This is a genomic window from Curtobacterium sp. UCD-KPL2560 (assembly GCF_001705035.1).
In the GTDB taxonomy this organism is placed as follows: Bacteria; Actinomycetota; Actinomycetes; order Actinomycetales; family Microbacteriaceae; genus Curtobacterium.
In genome coordinates this window covers 36,863-53,734 of the sequence record NZ_MCIG01000013.1, presented here as the reverse complement: position 1 = coordinate 53,734, position 16,872 = coordinate 36,863, and the positions used below count along the sequence as shown (strand labels likewise).

Annotated in this window: 15 protein-coding genes; 10 read left to right on the top strand and 5 right to left on the bottom strand. The window is 71.6% G+C overall.

The features are described 5' to 3' along the window. Positions 1-47: 47 nt before the first annotated feature. From BEP24_RS05585 to BEP24_RS05570, 4 genes are all read left to right on the top strand, one after another. Positions 48-1,019, top strand: coding sequence for an alpha/beta hydrolase (locus BEP24_RS05585; RefSeq protein WP_065961180.1), 972 nt, complete (start codon positions 48-50; stop codon positions 1,017-1,019). Beyond that, the gene (locus BEP24_RS05580; RefSeq protein WP_065961179.1) at positions 1,016-1,753 is read left to right on the top strand and encodes an alpha/beta hydrolase; all 738 of its coding nucleotides are present in this window, start codon (positions 1,016-1,018) and stop codon (positions 1,751-1,753) included. The genes BEP24_RS05585 and BEP24_RS05580 overlap by 4 nt, the downstream gene beginning before the upstream one ends. Positions 1,754-1,764: 11 nt before the next feature. Next, positions 1,765-2,559, top strand: a complete 795-nt coding sequence (locus BEP24_RS05575) for a hypothetical protein (protein WP_065961177.1) — start codon at positions 1,765-1,767, stop codon at positions 2,557-2,559. Positions 2,560-2,781: 222 nt separating this feature from the next. Beyond that, entirely contained in the window at positions 2,782-3,843 is a 1,062-nt protein-coding gene (locus tag BEP24_RS05570; protein WP_065961175.1) for a glycosyltransferase family 4 protein, read from the top strand. Positions 3,844-3,894: 51 nt separating this feature from the next. Here the strand turns inward: BEP24_RS05570 and BEP24_RS05565 are convergent, their stop codons facing one another. Beyond that, positions 3,895-4,653, bottom strand: coding sequence for an SDR family NAD(P)-dependent oxidoreductase (locus BEP24_RS05565; protein ID WP_065961174.1), 759 nt, complete (start codon positions 4,651-4,653; stop codon positions 3,895-3,897). A 90-nt stretch (positions 4,654-4,743) separates the two neighbouring features. Here BEP24_RS05565 and BEP24_RS05560 point away from each other — a divergent pair, with 90 nt between their 5' ends. Together BEP24_RS05560 and BEP24_RS05555 are read left to right on the top strand one after the other, a co-directional pair. Further along, positions 4,744-5,340 (top strand): TetR family transcriptional regulator, encoded by a 597-nt coding sequence (locus tag BEP24_RS05560; protein WP_065961173.1) that lies wholly within the window; start codon positions 4,744-4,746, stop codon positions 5,338-5,340. A gap of 148 nt (positions 5,341-5,488) precedes the next feature. Then, positions 5,489-6,040 carry a GNAT family protein gene (locus tag BEP24_RS05555; RefSeq protein WP_065961171.1) on the top strand — a complete coding sequence of 184 codons (552 nt, stop codon included), beginning with the start codon at positions 5,489-5,491 and terminating at the stop codon, positions 6,038-6,040. A 197-nt stretch (positions 6,041-6,237) separates the two neighbouring features. Here BEP24_RS05555 and BEP24_RS05550 read toward each other — a convergent pair whose 3' ends face one another. Continuing rightward, complete coding sequence (locus BEP24_RS05550; RefSeq protein ID WP_065961169.1) at positions 6,238-8,451, bottom strand: Ig-like domain repeat protein; 2,214 nt, start codon at positions 8,449-8,451, stop codon at positions 6,238-6,240. Between the two features lie 273 nt (positions 8,452-8,724). On the opposite strand from BEP24_RS05550, the gene BEP24_RS05545 reads away from it, so the two are divergent. The 4 genes from BEP24_RS05545 to BEP24_RS05530 all read left to right on the top strand — a co-directional run bounded on the left by BEP24_RS05545 (position 8,725) and on the right by BEP24_RS05530 (position 12,313). Next, positions 8,725-9,378, top strand: a complete 654-nt coding sequence (locus BEP24_RS05545) for a TetR family transcriptional regulator (protein ID WP_139197414.1) — start codon at positions 8,725-8,727, stop codon at positions 9,376-9,378. A 34-nt stretch (positions 9,379-9,412) separates the two neighbouring features. Further along, positions 9,413-10,984, top strand: coding sequence for an FAD-dependent monooxygenase (locus tag BEP24_RS05540; RefSeq protein WP_065961166.1), 1,572 nt, complete (start codon positions 9,413-9,415; stop codon positions 10,982-10,984). A 3-nt stretch (positions 10,985-10,987) separates the two neighbouring features. Beyond that, positions 10,988-11,344 carry a hypothetical protein gene (locus BEP24_RS05535; protein ID WP_065961163.1) on the top strand — a complete coding sequence of 119 codons (357 nt, stop codon included), beginning with the start codon at positions 10,988-10,990 and terminating at the stop codon, positions 11,342-11,344. Positions 11,345-11,761: 417 nt separating this feature from the next. Continuing rightward, positions 11,762-12,313 (top strand): GNAT family N-acetyltransferase, encoded by a 552-nt coding sequence (locus BEP24_RS05530; protein WP_065961162.1) that lies wholly within the window; start codon positions 11,762-11,764, stop codon positions 12,311-12,313. Here the strand turns inward: BEP24_RS05530 and BEP24_RS05525 are convergent. From BEP24_RS05525 to BEP24_RS05515, 3 genes are all read right to left on the bottom strand, one after another. Then, the gene (locus BEP24_RS05525) at positions 12,288-13,505 is read right to left on the bottom strand and encodes an arginase family protein (RefSeq protein ID WP_065961161.1); all 1,218 of its coding nucleotides are present in this window, start codon (positions 13,503-13,505) and stop codon (positions 12,288-12,290) included. The two genes, BEP24_RS05530 and BEP24_RS05525, sit on opposite strands and share 26 nt — an antisense overlap. Next, positions 13,502-15,148, bottom strand: a complete 1,647-nt coding sequence (locus tag BEP24_RS05520) for an ABC transporter ATP-binding protein (protein WP_083230121.1) — start codon at positions 15,146-15,148, stop codon at positions 13,502-13,504. Before BEP24_RS05520 ends, BEP24_RS05525 begins: the two co-directional genes overlap by 4 nt. Before the next feature lie 86 nt (positions 15,149-15,234). Next, positions 15,235-16,866, bottom strand: coding sequence for an ABC transporter ATP-binding protein (locus BEP24_RS05515; protein ID WP_083230120.1), 1,632 nt, complete (start codon positions 16,864-16,866; stop codon positions 15,235-15,237). Positions 16,867-16,872: the final 6 nt, after the last annotated feature.

Here is a 16,872-nt window from a genome sequence, read left to right as displayed (position 1 = left end):
GCGCTCGCCCGACCGTCCCCGCCCCACCCACCTGGAGAGGAAGCACCATGACCACCGCGAACCCCCGAGGCATCGCCCTCGAACCCGCCGCGCAGGCCTTCGTCGAGGCGACCGCCGAGCCGCCGTTCCTGTACCAGCTCGCCCCCGAGGACGGTCGCGCGGCCGTCGACGGCGTGCAGGACTCCCCCGTCTGGAAGCCCGAGGTCGACGAGACCTGGACCACCGTCGAGGGCGGGCCCACCGGCTCGGTCCGCGTGCGGATCGTCAAGCCGGAGGGGTCGACGGGCGTGCTGCCGGTCGTGCTCTACACGCACGGTGCCGGCTGGGTGTTCGGCGACGCCCACACCCACGACCGCCTGGTCCGCGACCTCGCGGTGGGCACCGGCGCGGCCGTCGTGTTCCCCGAGTACGACCGTGCGCCCGAGCACCGCTACCCGGTGCAGAACGAGCAGTCCTACGCCGTCGCGCAGTGGGTCGTCCAGCACGGTGCCGAGCAGGGCCTCGACGGCAGCACCATGGCGGTCGCGGGGGACTCGGTCGGCGGCAACATGGCCATCGCCCTGAACCTCATGGCGGCCGAGCGCGGCGACGTGTCCTTCACCGGCGCGGTGCTGTTCTACCCGGTCACCGACGCGTCGTTCGACACCCCGTCGTACGAGGAGTTCGCCGAGGGCTACTTCCTCGCCCGCGAGGGCATGCAGTGGTTCTGGGACCAGTACACGACGAGCGAGTCCGAGCGCGCCGAGGTCACCGCGTCCCCGCTCCGCGCCACCGAGGAGCAGCTCGCGACCTTCCCGCCGACGCTCGTCGTCACCGGCGAGGCCGACGTCCTCCGCGACGAGGGCGAGGCGTTCGCGGCCAAGCTGCGCCGCGCGGGCGTCGAGGTGACCGCCGTCCGCTACGGCGGGATCATCCACGACTTCGTGATGGTGAACAGCATGCACGACACCCCGCAGGCCAAGGCCGCGGTCGCACAGGCCGTCGCCCACCTCTCCGCAGCCCTCGCGAGCCGAGCATGACGCCCGCCGCGCCGACCGCGCCGACCACGCCCACCGTCGTCCTCGTGCACGGCGCCTTCGCCGACTCGTCGAGCTGGAACGCCGTCGCCGCGCAGCTCGCGGCGGCCGCCGTCGACGTCGTCGCGTTCGCGAACCCGCTGCGCAGCGTCCGCGCCGACGCCGGAGCCCTCGTCGACCTCGTCCGCTCCCTGGACCGGCCGGTCGTCCTCGTCGGCCACTCCTACGGCGGCATGGTCGCGACGCAGGCCGCGGCCGACCTCGACGGCGTCACCGCCCTGGTGTTCGTCGGCGCGTTCGTCCCCGCCCCCGGCGAGAGCGCGGGCGACCTGGCCGGACGCTTCCCGGGCAGCACGCTCGGCGACACCCTCGTGCCGACGCCGCTCACCGACGGCGGCACCGAGTTCCGCATCGACCCGGCGCGGTTCCACCAGCAGTTCGCCCACGACGTCGAGCCGGCACAGGCGGCCGCGATGGCCGTCGCGCAGCGCCCCGTCACCGAGGGCGCGCTCGGCGAACCCCTCGGTGCCGCGAGCGCCGCGTGGTCGACCCTGCCGTCCTGGTCGGTGTTCGGCGACGACGACCGGAACATCCCGGTCGCGTCGCACCGCTGGATGGCCGAGCGCGCCGGGTTCGTCGGCGTCACCGAGCTCGCGGGCGCATCGCACGCGATCGCGGTGTCACAGCCGGACGCCGTCGCCGCCGCGGTGCTCGCCGCGGTCCGCCACGGCGCCTGACCGGGAGACCGATGGACGAGCCGCAGGACGCCGAGCACCCGGACACCGGGTACACCGGCGAGCGCCCCGGCGAGCACACCGAGACACGGCACACCACCGGGAAACCCGGCGAGCACCCCGAGACCCGGCACACCACCGGGCACCCGGAGGCCCGGCACTCCGCCGCGCACCTGCCGGACCGCACGAGCGCGTTCTTCTCGGCGCTCCTCAACGAGCAGTTCGTTCTCGAGTCGGCGAGGAACGCGACCGTGTCGGAGTCGGGCACGAGGGCGTCGATCTACCTGACGACGCTCTCGAGCAGCCTCGTCGCGTTCGGGTTCCTCGCCGACACGCCCTTCGCCGTGGTGTTCCTCGCCGCGGTGCTGCCGATCGTGTTCCTGCTCGGGGTGTTCACGTACGTCCGCCTCGTCGAGACCTCGCTCGAGGACGTCGCCGCCCTCGCCGCCCTGCAGCAGATCCGTCGGTACCACCGGCGGCTCCTGCCCGGCGCCGAGCGGTACTTCCCGATGCCGGTGCGCGGGCACGCCCCGAACGAGATGCTCGACATCGGCGGGACGGCGTCGTGGCGGCGGGTGTTCTCGACGCTGTCGTCGGCGATCGGCGCGGTGAACTCGATGGTCGCCGGTGCCGGGGTCGTGGCGCTCGTGGTCCGGTTCGCACCGGTCCCGGTGGCGGTCGGCGCCGGGATCGCGGCCGTGCTCGTGCTGTTCGTCCTGCACGGGCTGTACCAGGAGCGCCGGTACGCGGCGCTGCCGCGGATCGTGCGGGCGGCGCGGGCAGCGGCGGAGCCGCCGGTCACGGACTGAGCAGGCACGGTCCGGGCTGGTCGGCCACCGCCGGGTGCGCACGCACCGGACGGGAGGCGCGGGTCGGCCCGGCACCGCGCCTCCCGTCCGCCGTCCGCCCACCCCAGCCTGCCGATCGGGTCATCGTCGCATTCACATTGCACCTTTTGGTATTTCAGATTACGCTGGGTACCTGCGGTCGCCTGCACCGCGCACCCTCGGCGTCAACCGAAAGGCCCCGTCATGAAGGTCCTCGTCCTGTCCGGCATCTTCGCTCGTTCACCGGAATGGCGAGCGACCCACCTTGCGGAGACCCCGGACAGCCTGCTCGTCGACGGCCTCCGGGCTGCGGGCGTGGACGTCACCGCCGCTGGACCGTCGTTCCGGGGCGACTGGAGCGAGTACGACGTCGTGCACCTGAACCACCTGACGAACGCCTGCCTCCGCGCGTCCCTGCCGAACCACGGCACACGCGGGCGCACGAAGGTCGTGTTCACGCCGCACACCAGCGGATGGCAGCCCTGGCGGTTCCGCGTCGCTCGGAACCTCATCGAGCGGCGGGCTGACCGCGTCGTGGTCTTCACGGAGGACCAGCGCGAGCGCCTCGACGGGCGCGTCCCCGACCGCAAGGTCGAGATCATCCGGTCCGGCCTCGCCGTCGACCGGTTCACGGCGAGCCGTCGTTCCCGCCCCGCCCCCGGCGAGCCCATCCGCCTGCTGTACATCGGTCAGCTCATCGAGTGCAAGCGTGTCCACCTCGCACTGCACCTCCTGCACCGCGTGATCGCCGCCGGCCGACCAGCTCGCCTGAGCATCGTCTCCCACCGCGAGACGCTGCGCCCCGAGCTCGAGGAACTGGCCGAGGCCCTCGGGGTGAGCGACCACGTCGACTACCTCGGGACCAGGACGCGTGACGAGATCGGGCCCGAGATGGCGACGTCGCACTTCCTGGTCCTCCCTTCTTACCGAGAGGCCCTGTCGACCGTCACGAGCGAAGCAGCGATCTGCGGCCTGCCGACCCTGCTCTTCGACGTCAGTGGCTCGGAGGTCCAGGTACCGCCCGGCTGGGAGCGCCCGGAGCCCGACGACGTCGAGCGCTTCCTCCGGCTCGCCCTCGAACGCATCGAGCGCTACGAGGAGTGCGAGGAGGCCTGGGCACGGAACGCGGACGTCGTCCGGGAACGCCTCTCCGTCGACCGGATGGTCGAGCGGCACATCGAGCTCTACGAACGCCTGGTCCGCGACGACACCGCACCACGAGCGAGTGCGCCGCGCGCCCGCGATCCCCGTTCCGTCGACGCCTGAAAGTCCGAGCCCCCTCGCTGTCGGCCACGTGCCTCGGGTTCGCGCGGCAGGTCACCAGGGCACGCGACTCCCGTCCCACGACCAGAGCGCACCCGTCGGACCGTCGTCCGGCAGGAACGCGAGCCGGAGCGCGCCCGCGGCGGCCTCGGCCGGCGCACCACCCACGTCCATGTCCGCGACGAGGTTCGTCCGACGCAGGCCGGGCGCGAGCGCGTTCACCTTGACGCCGTCGCCGACCGCCTGGGCGGTGAGCACGGTGATGGCGTTGACGGCGGTCTTCGAGCTCCGGTAGGCCAGGCCGCCGCCCCGCGTGCGCTCCCAGTCGAACTGCGGGTTCGGGCCACCGGTCCACGCCAGGGACCCGGTACCGCTCGACACGTTCACGATGCGCGGGTGCGCGGACTCGCGCAGTGCAGGGAGGAACGCCTGGGTCACGGCGACGAGGCCGAAGACGTTCGTCTCGTAGGCCGTCCGCAGTTGGTCGAGCGACGTCCCCGTGACGTCCTCACCACCGGGGTTGACCCCGGCGTTGTTCACCAGGACGTCCACCGCTCCGACGTGTGCCGCGGCGGCTGCCACCGACGCGGGGTCCGTCACGTCGAGCTGGACCACGCGCGCTCCGGCGCCGAGCTCGGCAGCGGCGCGTCGCCCCCGCTCCGCGTCGCGCGCGCCCATCCACACGGTCACCCCGTGCTCGAGCAGCTCGCGCGCGGTCTCGAGCCCGATGCCGCTGTTCGCACCGGTGACGACGGCGATCGTCCCGGGTCCGGGCAGCTGGAGTGCCTCCGGCAGGTGGTCTGGTCCGTGCATGGGTGTTCCCCTTCTCCAACTCCAACGGTGTGGTTGGAGAATACGCCTCCTCGTGCCGATCGCCAACCGCCGCGTCGGTACCCTGGTCCGGTGGCATGGGACGTCGAGGGGACACAGCGTCGGCTGCGCGAGGCCGCACGCACGGAGTTCGCCGCGCACGGGTTCGAGGGGACGACCGTCGCCGCCGTCGCCGCTCGGGCCGGCGTGAACAAGGAGCGGCTCTACAGCTACTACGGCGACAAGCGAGCACTCTGGGACCTCGTGCTCACCGGCGAACTCGAGCGACTCGCCGCCGCGGTGGGACTGTCCGGCGCCGGACTGGACGACATCGGCGAGTTCGCGGGCGCGACGTTCGACTACCACGCGGAGCACCCGGAACTCGGCCGGCTGCTGCAGTGGGAGGGCCTGCAGAGCGGCCCGCCCGCCGGTGCCGAGGTCCGCACGCAGCACTACCAGGAGAAGGTCGCGCGCTTCGCCGATGCCCAGCGTCGCGGCGTGCTCGACCCGTCCGTCGACCCGGGACACCTCGTGTTCGCGCTGATCGCGCTGGCCGCCTGGTGGCAGACCGTTCCGCAGCTCGCGGCGATGATCACCGGTGCCGGGGCGGACGACCAGGAGGAACGCGCCGCCCGCCGACGCTTCGTGGTCGACGCCGCGCGGCGGATCGCGTCACCGGACCACGGCTGATCGCGGAGCGGGGCCGGGTCGCCGGGGGACCTGCGCCACCGGGCGGCGCGGGGCGACGCTCGGCCCGTCAGGCGTCGAGGACGGGCCGCTCGTCGTGGATCGCCTGCCCTGCTCCCCGGGGCGTCGGAGGCGTCGGTACGGTCGGTGCATGGAGTTGACGTTCCGCGCGACGGACCTCACACAGGAGACGGACCGGGAGTGGTTGACCACGTTCCTGACGTCGAACCGGTTCCCGTTCCACGTCAGGACCACGCCGACCCGCGAGTGGGTCGAACGGCGGATCGCCGACGGTGCCTACGCCGGCCCGGACCACGCGCTCCTCAGGGTCGTGATCGACGGGGTCAGCGAGGGCCTGGTGGTGCTCGACGACCTCGACGACGACGCACCGCTGATCGACGTCCGCCTCGCGGAACGCGCCCGGGGGCGGGGTCACGGCGCGCCGCTCCTGCGCGCGCTGGCGACGTACGTCTTCGCGTCGTTCCCGGAGGTCGACCGGATCGAAGCGCAGACCCGGGACGACAACGTCGCGATGCGTCGCGTCCTCGTGCGGAACGGGTGGGTGAAGGAAGCGCACTACCGGCGGACCTGGCCCGTGGACGAGGGCGAGGCTCGGGACTCGGTCGCGTACGCCCTCCTGCGCGACGATCACCGGACCGGGCGGGTGACGCCCTTCCGCAACGAGGAGACCCCCGAGCGCTGAGCGCTGCGTCGAGCGCCCGGACCAGGAGGTCCGCTGCCGTGAGCGCCGATCGGTGAGCGCCCTCGCTTCCACCGATCGACTCGACGACGTCGACGTCGACGTCGACACCGTCGTGCTCGGACGAGACCCACTGCCCACGAACAGCAGAAGGACCCGCCGAGCGTCGCTCGGCGGGTCCTTCCCTGTCGCCCTCGGGGTCAGTTCCGCCCGAGCCGGGTCCGCCGGACCACGAGGAGCACCGCGCCGGCGAGGAGCAGTGCGACCGCGAGTGCGGTGCCGGTCCAGAGCGCGATGGTCGAGCCCGTGAAGGCCAGACCGTGGACATCAGCCGCAGCGTGCGCAGCCGCCGAGGACGACGGTGTCGCGCCGGGCGCGGCGGTCGTCGGGGCAGGCGTGCCCGGGACGGTCACGACGACCGCGTCCTGCACGGTCACGACGAGCTCGTCCGAGGTCGACGCGGCGTACGCGGAATCACCGGAGTACACGGCAACGATGCGGTGGCGTCCGGACGCGAGCGACGCGACCTCGCAGCTGGAGTCCGGGAGCGTGACGGTGCAGAGCACCCGGCCGGCCTCACGGAACTCGACCGTGCCGGTCGGAGCGGGGCCGCTGCTCCGCGGGACGATCCCGCCGACCCGGAGGGTCACCGGGGCACCGGCGGCCACGGGCTGCGCGGCGTCCGGGGACGTCGCGGTGACGGCGGTCGGGAGCTTCGACACGAGGAGCGTGCCCGTGCCCTGGGCGGTCGCGTGGTCGGCGTCGCCGAGGTACGTCGCGGTGATCGCGGTGGTGCCAGCGTCCGGTGCGGTCAGCGTGCACGACGCCACACCGGCGGTGAGCGTCGCGTCGCAGAGTGCTGCCCCGGTCGTCGTCGCGGTGAACCGGACGGTGCCGGTCGGCACGGTGGCCCCGGTGGTCTCGGACGAGGCGACCGTCGCACGGAGCGTCGCGTCGTCGCCGACGGAGACGGATGTGTCGTCGACCGCGACCGTCGCGGCCTGCGGGGCGACCGTGACGCTGCCGGTGACCGTGACCGCCTCGGCGTCGATGGACGAGACGATCGTCGAGACCGTGGCGGTGCGGGCGGTGCCCGTCACCGTGAACGGGATCGTCAGCGTCGGCAGGTCGGTGCCCGCCGTGCGGGCGGCCGCGGCCTGCTCGCACGAGGCGACCTGGCCGGAGACGGAGCAGGTCCAGCCGTCACCGGACGCGCCGTCGGCCGACGGCGTGACGCCGGCCGGGAAGGTGGTCGTGGTGCGGACGGCGCGCGTCTCGGAACCGCCGTCGGCGGAGACCGTCGGGGTGACCGTCACGGTGCCGGAACCGGCGTGGGCGACGCTGGTCGCGCCTCCCGTCCGCGCCGTGAGGACGGGGACCGCGCCGGCGGCGGTCGTCGCCACCAGGTCGGTGACCTCGTGCACGTCGGTCGCACCACCGGTGCCGGCCGTGAAGCCGTAGGTGAGCTTGTAGGGGTAGCCGGTGGCCGGGTCGACCCACGACGGGTCGACACCGGCGACGTTGCCGTTCGGGTCCAGCTTCGGCAGGGCGCCCGTGACGACCTGCTGCCCGGCGCCACGGCTCGTGAAGATGACGGCGTACTGCCCGGCCGGCACCGACACGCTCGGGTTCTTCCGCGCCGACAGCGCCGACGTCGTCGGGTTGACGACGACCTCGACCGGCACGGCGACCACGCTGCGGTCGGTGGAGACGGAGCCGCGGAGCGAGCCGGCAGCGGGCGTGACGGAGGCCACGCAGTAGCCGGAGTACCCGTTGCCCGCGCCGCGGACGGTCACGGAGTTGCTCGCGCCGCCGCGGCTCTGGTCACCGACGCAGCCGGTGTAGTTGCCCGCGAAGCCGCCGTAGGTGTCGAACCCGACACCGAGGTAGGCGTGCTGCAGCCCCTCGGCCCCGCCTGCCGGGTACGCGGCGTAACCGAGCGAACCGCCGGTGTACCCGGTCCGCGTGGGGACGGCGGGGTTGTACGGGTCGGTCGCCGCCAGGTAGAAGACCATGCCGTCCGCGCCGCTGCCGTTGTACTGGTAGGTCGTGAACGACGCGTCGAGGCCCTTGTCCGTCGGGACCGCCTGCTTCGCGCCGACCGCGCCGATCTGCGCCTGTGCCGTCGAGGTGAGCCGGAGCGCGCCGGCGCCGGCCGCCTGGACCGCGCCGCAGCCGGGGATGGGCGACGAGGCCCGCGGCGCGGCGGTCAGGCACGCGCTGTTGCCGTTCGCCGCTGCCGGCGTCGACGGGAGGACCCAGCCGGTCCCGGCATCGGTACCTCGGAAGGTCTGGTCGGTGAAGGTCGTCTGGGCCGGGGCGGCGGCACCGGCCGCGGTGACGTCGGCGCCGACGATCGCGAGTCCGGCGAGACCCGCCACGGCGAAGCCGGCGAGGATGGTGCGGACGCGCACGACGGCGCGCCTCTGAGGGCGTTGACGCAAGGGAGGCCTGTTCGGGTCAGGAGGGGTGACGACGAGGAGCACCAGCCCGGCTCGTCGACTCGGGTCCTCACACCGTAGAGCGGTTCCGGGCGGCGCCGAGCACCGGAGCTGTGCAGCACCCCCGTCCTGGGGTGGTGTGCGCCGAACTCCTACCGCCGCGCGCAGTCCGCCCGTAGACCTCCGCCCCTCGCAACGACGGCCGATCCGCCATCGGGCCGCGTGGACTCTCGTCGACGTTGCCCAGTGGGCATTCTTGCCCAATGGGCAAGAAGCAGCTACGGTGGGGACATGGCAGGAACCTCTTCCCTCCGCGACCAGAAGAAGGCGGCGCTCCGCGATCAACTGAGCGTGACGACCGTGTTGCTGGCGCGCAAGCGTGGCCTCGACAACGTCCGTGTCGAGGACATCGTCCAGGAGGTCGGCGTCTCCCGGCGGACGTTCGGCAACTACTTCTCCAGCAAGGAAGACGCGATCGCCGACCGCCACGTGCAACGGGTCCGGGCCGCGGCGACGGACCTCGCACAGCGCCCTCACGACGAGCCGCTGTGGGACGCGGTCACCGCGGCACTGCTGGCTCCCTACCGGACGCACGGGGCGCCGGACTCCTCTCCGGAGGACCGCAGCAGCCTCGTGGCCGTGCTCGCGACACCCGACATGCAGTCCGCGGTCGATCGTGGCGCGAGAACAGCGAACACCGTCCTCGCGCACGCGATCGCCACGCGACTGGGGATCGACCGCGACGACCCGCTACCGGGGGCGGTGGCGGCGGCCGCGCTCTCCACCCTGCTGTCCACCCTGCAGTCCTGGGCGGCGAGCAGCCAGACGGGCTCGCTCGAGCCGATGCTCGTCGAAGCCTTCGAACGACTCGGAAGCGGCTTCGACCGCCTCCATGTGTGACCCCGCACCCACTCCTCCGGACAGGCTCTTCTCGATGTACGACGCCCTCATCATCGGTGGCGGCCCCGTGGGCGTCTTCGTCGCCTGCGAACTGAAGCTCGCGGGCGCGAACCCGCTGGTCATCGAACGCCTCCCCGGGATCGACCAGTGGGACAAGGCGCACGGCCTCACCGGCCAGGTGGTCCGTCTGCTCGACCACCGAGGCCTCTTCGAGCGTTGCGCAGGGGCAGCTGAGCCGTGTCCGGCTCCGAGCTTCTTCTTCGGCGCACTTCCCTTGCCGTTGCACGTGCTCGGCGAGCGGAACCCGATGTACCTGCTGCACATCAACCAGCGCGACCTGGAGCGCGTCCTGAACGACCGCGCCGTCGAGCTGGGCGTCGAGATCTGCCGCGGCATCGACCTGCGGCCCTTCCGACAGCACGACGACCGTGTCGACATCACCGTCGTCGACACCACGACCGAGGTCGAGAGCACACTGTCGGGTCGGTACCTGATCGGGAGCGACGGGGCGCGGAGCACCGTCCGCAAGCAGTCCGGCATCGGCTTCCCGGGGAACACCGATCGCCACGTGGTGGACCGCACGGTACTGATCGCCCCGACGGACGACCTGATCGCAGCCGGCCCGGGAAGGGTGCGGGTCGCCGGACTCGGCGAGATCGCAGCAGCGTTCCACCGGACCGAGACCGGAGTCGCGACGATCGCGCTCCACGACCCGGAGCACCCGCTGGTCTACACCGCGGAGTGGGAGGACGAGCCCGAGGAGAGCTCGCCCGGCAACGGAGCGGCGATGACCCTGACCGAGATGGAGGACAGCCTGGAACGCGTCCTCGGCGTCCGCATCGCCCTCGCACCGCCCGCGGAGGGGAAGCCCACCTTGCTGCGTCGCCTGTCCGGCAGGAACACGCGTGTCGCCGACCGCTACCGCGACCGACGCGTGTTCCTGCTCGGCGACGCTGCCCACGTCCACTCAGCAGCAGGAGGCCCCGGCCTGAACCTCGCACTGCAGGACGCGGCGAACCTCGCGTGGAAGATCGCCGCCGACGTCGCCGGAACAGCTCCGGCAGGGTTGCTCGACACCTACGAGACGGAACGCCGACCGCTCGGGCAACGGGTCTTCATGCAGACGCAGGCGCAGACGGCGCTCATGGCTCCCGGGTCCGACGTCACCGCCCTCCGCGCCCTCTTCGCCGAGCTGCTCACCGACACGGGCACCGTGCGGCGCATCGCCGACCTGCTCGCAGGCGCAGACGTCCGCTACGAGATGGGTCCCACAGATCCGGACGGCCCCACCGGCTGGTTCGCCGCGTCCGCACAGCTCACCCTCGTCGACGGCACCCGTAGCCGCGTACCCGCGCTGCTCCACGCCGCACGTCCCGTCCTGATCGACGCCGACGGGAGCCTGCGCGACGCTGCAGCCCCGTGGACAGACCGTGTCGAGCACGTGGAACTCGCCCGCGGGAGCGGACTGTCCTCGATGCTGATCCGACCCGACGGGTTCGTGGCGTGGTCGCAGACCGACCCCACCGACGTCCGGGCAGCACTCCGGACCTGGTTCGGTGGACCCCGCGGGGCTGCCGTGAGCGCTACCACGACGAGCGGAGCCTAGAACGTGGACGCCACCGTCATCGACGCCGCGATCGTCTCGATCAGCGGTGCCGTCCTCTCGACGGCCTCGATCTGGAGCCTCGTCTCCGCATTCCTGGACCTCCGCGGAACGGAGCCACGGGCCGTCGCCGCACGCGTGCACACCATCACGGGATCCGTCATCGTGATCGCCGGCCTCGTGACGCACGTGCTGGGCTACTTCCCGGAAGCGTTCGTCCTGATCTACGCCGGAGGAGCATCCTCGATCGTCGCCGCAGCATCGGCAGCGACCTCCGGCGCGCAGCGCCGCATGCGCAACACGCTGCCCGCCGGGCTCGTGCTCATCGGCCTGGTCGTCCTCACGGTCGGACTCCTCGTCTGACGGAGCACCACAGCCAGACCAGGGCCGTCCGCAGGCAGAAGAAGACCCCCCCCGGCGCGGGGGTCCTCTGTGGCGGTACCGGTGGATTCGAACCCATCGCCACGACCCCGGCACGGACACGAGGGCGCCCCCGAGCGCTGCGCCCGCGGGCATGTTGCTGCCGACTCGAACCTCCTGCAGCACCCCTCGGCCAGGTGGTGCGCTGCTCGTACAGCCGTCGGGCGGTCCGCATCTGATCCTCAGACAACCGCGGAAGTCGACCGCCGGTTCGCCAACGAATTCGCGTACGCGCGCGAGCCCCGTACGGGTGCGCTAGCGGCCAGATCGCGTACGAGCTCGGCCCAGCGACACACCTCCCGCCCCGCGACACGGGTCGATACCCACGGGTGCCGTTCGACGTGGCAGTACGGTCGGTGCATGGAGATGACGTTCCGCCCGCTGGACCCGACGCAGGCGAGGGACCGGGAGTCGTTGATCACGTTCCTGACCTCGAACCGGTTCCCGTTCCACGTCTCCAGTGCTCCGAGCCGCGAGTCGGTCGAACAGCGCATCTCCGACGGCGCGTATGCCGGCCCGGACCACGCGCTGCTCAGCGTCGGGATCGACGGTGTCGCCGAGGGTGTGGTCGTACTCGACGACCTCGACGATGACGCACCGCTGATCGACGTACGTCTTGCCGAACGGGCTCGGGGGCGGGGTCACGGCGCGCCGCTCCTGAGCGCCCTGGCGACGTACGTCTTCGCGTCGTTCCCGGAGGTCGACCGGATCGAAGCGCAGACCCGGGACGACAACGTCGCGATGCGTCGCATCCTCGTGCGCAACGGGTGGGTGAAGGAAGCGCACTACCGGCGGACCTGGCCCGTGGACGAGGGCGAGGCTCGGGACTCGGTCGCGTACGCCATCCTGCGCGACGACCACCGGACCGGGCGGGTGACGCCCTTCCTCAACGAGGAGACGCCCGCGAGCTGAACGCTGCGTCGAGCGTCCGGACCAGGAGGTCCGCTGCCGCGAGCGCCGATCGGTGGGCGCCTTCGCCCTCACCGATCAGCTCGACGACGTCGACGCCGACGATCCGTCGCCGCGACACGAGGGCGCTGATGAGGTCGGTGAGTTCGAGATGCGAGAACCCCCCGGGAACCGGGGTACCCGTGCTCGGCATGAAGGCGGGATCCAGGACGTCGACGTCGATGGTCACGTGCCAGGCGAGGTGAGCAGGAACGCTGTCCAGGAGCTCGTCGAGATCGGCGGCGAGCGCCGAACGCCCGCCCCAGACGACGGTCTTCGACGAGTCGGCCTGGGGGTCGTCGTCGATTCGTTGACGGATCCCGAACTGTGCGATCCGCTCCACGCGTGCTTCTCCAGCGACCCAACTCATGACGTTGCCGTGGTGCAGTGACGAACGCCAGTCTCCGTGCGCCGGTCGGAAGTAGTCGGTGTGCGCATCGAAGTGCAGGAGGCCGAGTCCGCCGTCGACCGCGGACAGGAGCCCGCGCACGACTGCGTGTGTGATCGAGTGGTCCCCTCCGAGGACGACGGGGACCTTCCGTGCACTCGCGATCGCTTCCACGGCCCCCGCGAGTCGATCGAGCACCGGGCCGTTGCGCATCTGGACGACATCCCCGAGGTTCCCGATGTCAGCCATGCGGACGCCGTCCAGGATCCGACGGCCGACGGCCGGGTCCCACATCCCGCGATCCGAGTTCGGCGCGTAGATGCTCGCAGCGACCCGGCGGATGGCATCTGGTCCCGTCTTCGACCCACTCCGCGCGGATGCACCGGCGTCGTACTCGATCCCGACCGCGACGATGTCGAGTGCGGGATCGGTCAGAGCCTTCGCGAGTGACGTCACCGGAGCCCCGAAGAGCCCTCGCTGCGTGCCCACCGGATCTGCCGTGACAGCGTGAGAGCGGAGGATTCCTCCGGCGACCAGGGACTCGATCGCGCGCTCGGCAGCGTCGCGTGCCGTGTCCGGGACCGTGCTGAGCACCGCCTTCGCCGACGTCGGTACGGCGAACCGCGCCAGGAGCGCCTGCGCACTCCGACCCAGTCGCAGCTCGGTGCCTGCCTCGGGTGACCAGAGCGTCACCGTTCCACCGCCTTCTGCCGGCCTCGCGACGAAGCTCTGGTCGACGGCGAGGACGTCATCGGTGTCGGTGTTCATCGGCGCTCGTTCTCCACTCGTTCCGTCCACTGCTGGTGCAGCTCGGCGAATTGACCTCCCGCGGCGAGGAGTTCCGCGGGTGGCCCGACCTCGACGATCCGTCCGTGCTCGACCGTGATGACTCGGTCCGCGTCGAGCGCAGCGCTCATCCGGTGGGCGATGGTCACAACCGTCCGTCCCTGCAACACCCCGGCCATGTCCTGCTCCAGCTGCCGGGCATCACCGTCCGAGAGGTGCGACGTCGATTCGTCGAGGACGACCAGGTCGGGGTCCCTGAGCACGACGCGCGCCATGGCGATGCGTTGCAGGTGAACGAGGTCGACGGATTCGGCGTCGATCTCGTCGTCGAGGGCCGACGCATCCAGGGACGCTCCTGCGACTGCGAGGGCGGAGAGCAGCATGACGTCCGTCGCTGACCCTGCTGCGAGGAGGAGGTTGTCGCGGACCGTGCCCGTGAAGACGTGGGGATCCTGACTCACCAACATCCGCACCGGGTGGCGCTCGCCGTCACCGACCACCTCTATATGCCCTGCGTCCGGTTCGAGTGCTCCGGCGAGCAGCAGGCCCAACGTCGTCTTTCCTGCCCCAGAGTGCCCGAAGACGGTCAGGTGCTCGCCGGGACCGATCACGAGGTCGACGTCCGAAACCGCGGGGTCGTCCCCGTCGCCGTAGGAGAACCGGACGCGGTCGCAGCGGATCGTGCATCCACGGCGCGCCGCGGGGCGCTCAGCGGGCGGGGAGGTCCGGCGAGGTGCTGTCGGACGGGAGACTCCCGCCATACGGCGGAAGGCGGCCCAGGCGAGCTGCAGCTGGTCGGACCAGTACAACAGGTCGTCCAGCGGGTCCACGATCAATTGGACGTTGAGGGCGATCGCCACCACGGTGCCGATGGTCACCTGCCCTTCGAGCGCGAGCCATCCGCCCCATGCCGCAACGACAGCGAACGGGAGGTAGTAGCCGAGCTGGACGACGGGGAACCACCGGGACTGCAGGCCGAGGGTGGCTCGCTCGGCTGCTCTGACGGAGCTCGCTCGGGCTTCGACACGACGGAGGAGGCGGTCCCCGGTGCCGAGTTGCCGAAGCGTCCGCGACGCAGTCGCGGTCTCCAGGACGCTCCCGTTGAACCGGGCGTGACTGCGCAACTCGGTCTCGTACGCCGACTGTGATCTGCGGACGTACCACCGTGTGGAGAGCACGAGCACGGGCAGCCCGACGAGCGAAGCAAGTGCGACCCGCCAGTCGAGCAAGAACGACGCCGTCGTGGTGAACAGGACGGTGAAGAGTCCCACCAGCACCTCGGGGAGGCCGATGCGGACGCCCTCGGACACTGCGTCCACGTCGTTCGAGGTCCTCGCGAGGACTTCTCCTCGTTCTGCGCGTTCCGTCACGCGGAGCGGGAGCCGGACGACGCCCTCGACCACCTCGTCCCGGAGTTGCGCGAACACGTCCTCGCCGAACCTCCACGAGGCACCCTGGGAGGCGACGCCGAGCGCGGTCCTGATCACGAGGACACCGCAGAGCACGAGGAACAACGTCGTGATGTTCGACCAGGAGCCCGCCGACGTGACGTCGTCGATGAGCCGGCCGAACAGCACGGGCGCCAGGACCGAAGCACCCACCGCGAGCGTGTGCCAGCCGATCATGCGGGCGAGGCGTCCTCGGTGACTGCCGATGACACGGCGTACCGACCGCCACGTGTCCGAGGGGCTGGCGACCAACAGGGGGCTGTTCACGATCGGTGCTCCTGCTCGATCAGTGCCACGGATCCCTGTTCCACGCGCCACGAGCCGTCGCTGTCCGAGGACGGCGTGCTGACCGTGACGACACGGTCGGCGACTCCGAAGGCAACGGGCGTCTGCGTACACACGACCGTCGTTCGGCCGGCTCGGTGTCGGGCGAGACGATCCACCACACGGTGCTCCGTCACGAGGTCGAGTGATCGTGTGGGCTCGACCAACACGAGGATCTCGCTATCGACGGCGAGCGCCTGTGCGAGGAGGAGGCGGCGCACCTGTCCTCCGGAGAGGTCTCGACCGCCCTCGCTGATCTCCCGTTCGAGATCGGACCCCACGAATTCGTCCGCGGCCGCTGCCCGGAGCACAGCACGCGCGTGGTCGTCGTCCTGGGCGCCGATGATCTCCCGCACGCTCCCCGAGACGAGTCGCGCGTCGGAGTCGAGCAAGACGGCGTGCCGCCTCGCCGCGCGCTCGTCCCACACAGCCCAGGTCGTCTTGCCCACCGAGACGGACGGCACGTCTTCGTCCCCGACGAGGCGAGCCGCGAGCGAGCGCAGCGCCGCCGGTCGTCCGCCGGTGACGACGACGAACTCGCCCGGGTGGACGACGAGCCCGGAGGCCTCGTCGAGGAGCATGCCCTCGGGGGTGCCGTCTCGGCCTGACCGGGGAGCCGTTCCCGCATCCAGCAGGGCTCGCTCGCGCCGGACTGCCACCGCAACGGCGGGGATCTCGTTCCAGGCCGCGACGAAGGAGCCGACCGGCCCGACGAGGAACACTCCGAGCCCGTAGTAGGTGACGAGATCGCCCGCCGATTGCTCCCCGGTCCGGAACTGCCAGAGAGCGATGCCGAGGATCACGAGGACGAATGCGCTCGGGATTGCGACCTGCACGCCCGAGATGAGCGCACGTCGGCGAGCGACGCGCAGCCCGGCGGCTCGCATCGCGGCTGAGGCATCGTGGAAGCGCTGCAGGAATACGTCCTCAGCACCGATCCCCCGCAGGTCGCGCAGTCCGCTCGCAGCATCAGCCGCCAGCCCGGCGACGGCACCTGATCTGGCCCGGTGCTCCTCGAGGGGCTGTTCGAGCACGCCGACGAGTGCCGGGAGGAAGAGCGCGATGCACGACGCGCCCACGACGATGGCGCCGCCGATGATCCACGAGTTCGTGATCAGGTACACACTGATCGCCACGAAGGTGAGGGTCGAGACGACCAACGATCGCGTGACCCCGACGACGCCGGCGATGGTGTCCGTGTCGGTCTCGGCCGTCTCGACCGCGTCACCGAGCTGGATCTCCTCGCCGATGACGGACCGGTGTCGCACCAGGTGCGCGCCGACCTGCTGTTTGTGCGTGATCGCGACGTCGATCTCGGCGTTGCGTCCGACCGCGTGCGCGACCACCGAAGACGCGACGCGGGCGACCACGACCAGTGCGAGGACACCGGATGCGACGAGCACGATGTCGAAGCGTCCGCGTTCGATCCCGTTGACGACCTGGCCCAGTCCGATCGGGAGGCAGGCCTCCGCAAGGGTGCCGGCGAGCGCCAGCACGATGAGGACGACGAGAGCGCGTCGGTGGCCTCGCAGCAGACTGCTGATCACACGGAGGGTTGCCTTGGTTCTCATGTTCTG